Here is a 6,191-nt window from a genome sequence, read left to right as displayed (position 1 = left end):
CCTGGCCTGAATGACGACGGTAAAAGCGCCGAGAAACTCACAAGTTAATACAAACGCAATACAACGCTAGGATGTTTATGGAATTTGATTGGATGCAATACCTGCCACCAGGCCTGGTGGCTTTAGGTTTAGGCGCTTTTGTTGGCGTTATTAGCTGGTTAGGTTGGCGACAAGTTGCGAAACGCAAGTTGTTAGAGCAAAACTTGACCGAGTTAACACAGCAGTACGAAACCCAGTTAACCGAATTAAATCAAACTCTTAATCAACAAACTACCCAGTTGGCTTTAGCTCAGGCCGAGCAACAACGTTGGCAACAAAGCGCGGATCAATTAGAGCAACGTTTAAATACTAGCTTGCAAACCAATACTCAGCTTGAAGTTTCTCAAGCCAAATTACAGACCCAGTTGGCGGAAAAACAGCAGCAGTTTGAAGAGCAACATGCGCGTTTAAAACAAGAGTTTAGCCAACTTGCGCAAGAGATTTTTGAGCAAAAAAATCGCAGCTTTAAAGAGCAGAGCGAACAAAGCTTAAATCAATTGCTCACGCCGTTTCATCACGATGTGAAAGCCTTTAAAACCCAAGTCGAGCAAATTCAGAAAAACGAAAGTGAACAACGTTTGGCGCTGAAGTTTGAACTGCAAAACTTGCAGAAGATGAACCTGAATTTATCCGATCAAGCCCATCAACTTACCCAAGCCCTGCAAGGCCAAAAAAAGGCGCAGGGTAATTGGGGCGAGATGATTTTGGAACGTGTTTTAGAATCCGCCGGTCTGGTCGCGCCGCGTGATTTTCAACGCGAAGTCAGTATTCAAGGCGAGTCCGGGCGCTTTCGGCCAGATGTGGTGGTGTATTTACCCGGCGAAAAACATTTGGTGATTGACGCTAAAACCTCCTTGGCCGCTTATAGTCGATTTGTAAACGCCGAAGACGAGCAGGAAAAACAAGCCGCCTTAAAAGAACACGTAAGCGCGTTACGTGATCGCATGAAAGAATTGTCGGATAAAGAATATGCCAAGCTACCAGGCCTGGTGGCGCCGGAAGTGGTGATTTTGTTTGTGCCCATTGAGTCGGCTTATATGGAAGCGATTAAGGCCGACGAACGTTTATTGGATGAAGCCATGAAACAACATTTGTTAATTGCTACGCCATCCACCTTATTAAGTTCGGTGCAAATTGTGCGTCAGCTCTGGCGTTTTGCTGAACAAAGTAAACACAGTACAGAGTTAGCGCGTCGTGCGGAACTGTTTTATAACAAACTCAACAGTTTTATCGGCAGTCTGCAAGGTGTTGGCAACCAATTGGATAAAGCCAAAGACAGCTACGAAAAAGCCTTTAGTCAGCTGTATTCCGGGCGCGGAAACCTAATTAAACAAGCCGCCGAATTCAAAGATTTGGGCGTGATGGTACAAAAAGAATTGCCCGAAGAACTGGTCGAAAAAGCCAAGCTAGAACTGGTGGACGATGTGCCTAAATCGTTAGAGTCTAACTAATCAGTGACCTGAAGCCTAAAATCTAAACTACTAAGCCGCGCGATTTAAGCAATCCGAATTGTTGGTTCAATTTATTGTAAAATGCGCGTTAATTTTAATTGCACCAGGCCTGGTTGTGTTTCTAAATGAGACTGATCACCAGGCCTGGTTGTTTTGATCGTGAGAACTTTATGAGTAAACATCAACCCACCGTGGGTGTCGTTAGTTTAGGTTGCCCAAAAGCCACTGTTGATTCGGAACGCATTCTGACTCAGTTGCGTACTGAAGGCTATCATTTATCGAATTCGTATGAAGATGCCGATACCGTGATTGTGAATACCTGTGGTTTTATTGATTCGGCGGTGCAAGAGTCGCTGGATGCGATTGGTGAAGCTTTGCGCGAAAACGGTAAGGTGATTGTCACTGGCTGCTTGGGTGCGCGCGATGAAGAGATTTTAAGTCGTTATCCGCAAGTGTTATCGGTCTCCGGCCCGCAAGCTTACGAAACCGTATTAAACGCGGTGCACGATGTGGTGGCCCCACCAGAGCATAATCCTTATGTGGATTTAGTGCCGCCGCAAGGCGTCAAACTTACGCCGCGTCACTTTGCCTATTTAAAGATTTCAGAAGGCTGTAATCATCGTTGTTCTTTCTGCATTATTCCGTCGATGCGCGGTGATTTGGTCAGTCGTCCGGTCAGCGAAGTGCTCGACGAAGCCAAGCGTTTGGTCGAAGCGGGTGTGCAAGAGTTATTGGTGATTTCGCAAGACACCGCCGCTTATGGTGTGGATGTGAAACATAAACTCGATTTCTGGAATGGTCAGCCGGTTAAAACCTCCATGACCGGCCTGGTGAAAGCCTTGGGCGATATGGGGGTTTGGGTAAGATTGCATTATGTTTACCCTTATCCGAATGTCGAAGAAGTGATTCCGTTAATGGCCGAAGGCAAGGTGTTGCCTTATTTGGATATGCCGTTACAACATGCCGACAAACGCGTGCTAAAAGCCATGCGTCGTCCAGGCAATATCGACAAGCAGCTGGAGCGTATTCAACAATGGCGTGAACAGGTGCCGGATTTAACTTTACGCTCGACCTTTATTGTCGGTTTCCCTGGCGAAACTGAAGAAGAATTCCAACGTTTATTAGACTTTTTGGAAGAGGCGCAATTAGATCGTGTGGGTTGTTTCCAATATTCGCCGGTGACTGGCGCGGCGGCTAACGAAATCGCCGAGCAAATACCTGATGAGATTAAACAAGATCGTTACGATCGTTTTATGCAAACTCAGCAGGCGATTAGCGCGAAGAAAATGCAGGCCAAAATCGGCAAACGCATGACGGTATTGGTCGATGAAATCGATGAAGAGGGCGCGATTGCACGCTCCGCCGCCGACGCCCCAGAAATTGATGGCATGGTATTTATTCCGGACGGCGAAGGGTTACAACCGGGCGATATGTTGGAAGTTGAAATTTACGCAGCGGATGAATACGATTTATGGGCGCAACCGATTTTGAGTGAGGATTAATCGAGGTGCCCATCTTTAAGTTGATTAAATAAATTTTATGCCTTGGGGTATAAAAAGATTGATGGCAAATGCCGAGATACAACTTAATAAGATGCGTGGGTTTCCCCTATACTTGTTAGTGTTTTAGGTTAGTTGAATAGGATTCACCTAACTGAAGCTAAATAATAAGACTAAAGGAGATACTAGGTTTATGAGGCAGATTACAGTTTTAATGATAGGTTTGGGCCGTATTGGCGGTAAGTTTTACAGTCAGTTTACGGATTTAGATGAAAGTCGCGTTAAGATTATCGCGGTCAGTGAGCCGAACATGAGTAACCCTTTATTGGCGGATGCTGAAAAACGCGGGATTAAAAACTATCCGAGTTATGAAGAAGCGATCCGCGAATATGGCTCAAAAATTGATATTATCATGGACACCTCAAACCGTCCTGAGTTGAAGCTAGCGGTGCGTAAATTATTACAAGAAACCAATAACCAACATACGGTTTTAGTGCCGATGGTGGTAGATTACTTGATGTGGTACTTGTTACCTGACGCGGAATCGATTCCGCAGTCGCATCACTCAAACATCGGTTATTAAGTTTTTCTAAACCGATTTTGTGTGATAAAAAAGCGCCTAAGGGCGTTTTTTTGTTTATAAGAATTCGCCAAGCCAACGGGTTCCAAACCACCAGGCCTGGTGCTGATGATTGTTAAGCCGGAATTTCAGTTTGTTGAACTTTGATCAGGTGTTGCCATTGGGTAATATTGTCCGACATGGTCTGCAGGCTTTTATTCGCCAGATAATGCAGGCTTAGCCAGTGTTGCCAGCTATCGTCGCCAGCTGGGGTTTGCTGAATAAAACGCGTTAAGGCCAAATCTAAATGCTCTAGCTGTTGATATAAACGCGCCGATTGACCCGAAATACGTTCCATTTCCAATTTAGTCAAAATGCCATGTAAGCCAGCAGCAAACGCTGGTAAAGCGGCGGTAAACAATAGCAGCCAATTCGCATGAATATAAATGTGCATCACTACCGCAATAAAAGTCAGCAAAAACTGCAATTCGGCTAATGCATGCAGGCGTTTGTGGCCGAGATGTTTTTGATGATGATGCCTTTGGTGATAACGCATTTGATGGCGCACCCCAGCTTGAATATGTTCGGCCAACACATGGTTGTGATAAGGCGGCGTATAAATCTTGCCATCATCACAGGGTAGGCCGCTGACAATTAAATTGCGTTGCAATAACCAAAGTTCGGCACTAGTTAATTGCAGTTGGTTTTGATTGTTTATTTGCCAAACCGGCTCTAAAAAGGCTTTTGGAATCGCCAGCGCAGGGTAGCCCATAATGCAGTAGCGCATTTGTTCGGCCAAATAACGATGCCGTATCCATTTTTGGTGCAGTTGGATTTTGCGTGCCCACCAAACCCGATAAATCACCATTGCAATCAAGGCTAATTCGACATAGGCTAACCAATGCAGCTGCCAAACTTCGGCACTGACGGCCACTAATACCGCTAAAGCGGCAAAGCCATACAATAGCCAAATGTTGCTGCGGTGCAGTCCGCCTGCTTGTTCGGCTAGGCGGTCGTGATGGGCAAAAGCTTCATTTAAACCCGGTTTGGGCTGAACTTCATCGGGTGTTGTGGACCAAAGTTTAGGTAGGCGATAAGCTGAAAACTTACGTTTGAGTTCGAACCAAGCATCTTTTTTGTCACTATGCAATAAGCCGGTCATAACATCGTGTAAGCGGCCAGTATCGTGAAACTCAGTGTGTCCGTTGGTTTGTGTGAGTTCACGCAAAATCGTTGCGTTTGGGTTGTGGGTTTGAATCGTCGGGTTTAATAACAACTCAATAAAACGGCTAATCGGTGTTTGATCTAAGTGCTTAAATGGCTTGAAGCAGGCGACCAGACTTTCGGACGAATAGTCACTGGCTTTTAATAATTCCAGTGTTGCATCGTCTAAGCGTTCCAGTTCCAGCCAGTGCATTTGACCGTCTGGGCTTAACCAAATTACCGGTTTGCGACTTTGCGCGGCTTGGCCAATTAGTTGTGAATGATCGTTGTGTTGGCCTGGATCAAAATCGGAATCCCAATAGATAATTAATAAATCCGCAAAGTTCAGAGCCATCTGATCGCGTTGTTTTGCAGGGTCCGGGATCAGTCGTTTCGATGTGGTGTCTTGACCCAATGAGATAATTTTAGTAACCGAGCTTGATTCCACCAGGCTATCGAGTTCAGGTGTATGGCTCGCTTTGTGCGTTAAAAAAAGTTGGACTTCCCAATTAAACGCTTGGGCGTTTTGAACGCTGACCTGTTCAATCCCCGCCGCATACCCACTTAATAAACGAGTCTGAACATCATAAGGTAGACTTTGCTGGAGTTGTTCTAGTAAGTTTGAGCCAATAGTACTCAAGTCTGGAGCGGATTTAAGGTCGGATTGGCCCGTCACCATAATGCTCACAAGACGTTTAAAGCTAAAATTGTTTGTCATGAGGTCTGTTTGTGTTCTATTCAATTTAATGGGGGAAATAATCAGTAGCCAGTTTACTTGAGGGGCTATTTTAATAGCAATAGAATTAGAGTTTAATCGGGCTTTATAGATGTTTGATAGATTTTTTTTAAACAAACTAATGAATAAATTAATTGGTTTGAAGGCGTTATATTTGAGATACTTGTGACCCTATTAGTAGAGTTAATTGAATTTGTGGGCTGGAGTGTTATGAAAAAAATAATAATGTTTATGTCGGGTTTAATGATGGCTTTTAGTTTTAGTTTTAGTGCGCAGAGCGCGGAAACCAAAACGCTATCACAGCAGGTATTCGAAGATCAGCATGCGGTACCGGTGAGTTTATCGGTTACAACGCAATGGCTCATTTTTTCGCACGATAAGCAAGGTGGTGAATGGGTTAGACAAGCTTTGACCGAACTAGGTATCGAAAATTTAGAAGCGCGCGGTGGTTTGTATGTCGCTGATGTTTCCGGTATGCCGAGTTTGATTACGAAATGGTTTGCGTTACCAAAAATGCAGAAGTATCCATTCCGTATCGGATTGGATATCAGCGGCGATTTGACGGCGGCTTGGCCTAAGCAAGACTCAACGGTCACCTTGATGCGTCTGAATGGGTTGGAAGTGACCGAGCAAGTAAAGGCTTCCAGTGGTGAGCAAGTAAAGGCCTTTTTGGCCGCGTTTTAATTAAACGCGAATTCACTCTT

5 protein-coding genes are annotated in these 6,191 nt (G+C 44.8%); 4 read left to right on the top strand and 1 reads right to left on the bottom strand.

Translation table 11 applies throughout. The features are described 5' to 3' along the window. Positions 1 to 77 precede the first annotated feature (77 nt). The 3 genes from rmuC to IBX48_RS05405 all read left to right on the top strand — a co-directional run bounded on the left by rmuC (position 78) and on the right by IBX48_RS05405 (position 3,572). A complete protein-coding gene (gene rmuC, locus IBX48_RS05415; RefSeq protein ID WP_296831592.1) occupies positions 78 to 1,490 on the top strand; it encodes a DNA recombination protein RmuC in 1,413 nt (470 codons plus the stop codon). Positions 1,491 to 1,660: 170 nt separating this feature from the next. Continuing rightward, positions 1,661 to 2,992, top strand: a complete 1,332-nt coding sequence (gene rimO / locus IBX48_RS05410; RefSeq protein ID WP_296831590.1) for a 30S ribosomal protein S12 methylthiotransferase RimO — start codon at positions 1,661 to 1,663, stop codon at positions 2,990 to 2,992. A 190-nt stretch (positions 2,993 to 3,182) separates the two neighbouring features. Beyond that, positions 3,183 to 3,572: a homoserine dehydrogenase gene (locus tag IBX48_RS05405; RefSeq protein ID WP_296831588.1), complete on the top strand. Its 390-nt coding sequence runs from the start codon at positions 3,183 to 3,185 to the stop codon at positions 3,570 to 3,572. A 112-nt stretch (positions 3,573 to 3,684) separates the two neighbouring features. Here the strand turns inward: IBX48_RS05405 and IBX48_RS05400 are convergent, their stop codons facing one another. Then, entirely contained in the window at positions 3,685 to 5,469 is a 1,785-nt protein-coding gene (locus tag IBX48_RS05400; RefSeq protein ID WP_296831586.1) for a hypothetical protein, read from the bottom strand. Positions 5,470 to 5,697: 228 nt separating this feature from the next. On the opposite strand from IBX48_RS05400, the gene IBX48_RS05395 reads away from it, so the two are divergent. Continuing rightward, on the top strand, positions 5,698 to 6,171 hold the full coding sequence (locus IBX48_RS05395) for a hypothetical protein (RefSeq protein ID WP_296831585.1): 474 nt from the start codon (positions 5,698 to 5,700) through the stop codon (positions 6,169 to 6,171). Positions 6,172 to 6,191 lie beyond the last annotated feature (20 nt).

It is taken from the genome of Thiomicrospira sp., assembly GCF_014859555.1.
In the GTDB taxonomy this organism is placed as follows: domain Bacteria; phylum Pseudomonadota; class Gammaproteobacteria; order Thiomicrospirales; family Thiomicrospiraceae; genus Thiomicrospira.
This window is presented reverse-complemented; position numbering and strand designations above follow the sequence as displayed.